Origin of the sequence: Pantoea sp. SIMBA_079, from assembly GCF_046940275.1 — a bacterium.
Taxonomy (GTDB): domain Bacteria; phylum Pseudomonadota; class Gammaproteobacteria; order Enterobacterales; family Enterobacteriaceae; genus Pantoea; species Pantoea borealis.
Genome location: NZ_JAWRYR010000740.1, coordinates 1 through 246, shown reverse-complemented (window position 1 = coordinate 246; position 246 = coordinate 1). Strand labels below are relative to the sequence as shown.

At 72.4% G+C, this 246-nt stretch carries 1 protein-coding gene; it reads right to left on the bottom strand.

The annotated features are described in order from the left end of the window. A partial coding sequence (locus SB719_RS21925) for an Ig-like domain-containing protein (RefSeq protein WP_412159999.1) occupies nucleotides 1-246 on the bottom strand: 246 nt, incomplete at both ends.

The following is a 246-nucleotide window of genomic DNA, read 5'->3' as shown; positions in this document are numbered from 1 at the left end:
CCGTTCCAGTCCGCAGTGGCGACCGTCTGACCGTCCGGGGCGGTCAGCTGGAAGCGGGCGAGGCTCGCGGCGGCCAGTTCGTCCGGGAGGTCCAGCGTGAAGGTGTCGCCGGGCTGGCTCCCGTCCGGCACCGCCCAGCCGAAGGTGAGCTTCAGGCGCTCGTTGTAGCCGTAGGCGGTCTTGTCCGTGGTGACCGAGGTGATCGCGCCGGGGATGGTGGTGGAGGCCAGGGCCGGCGCTGCCGTC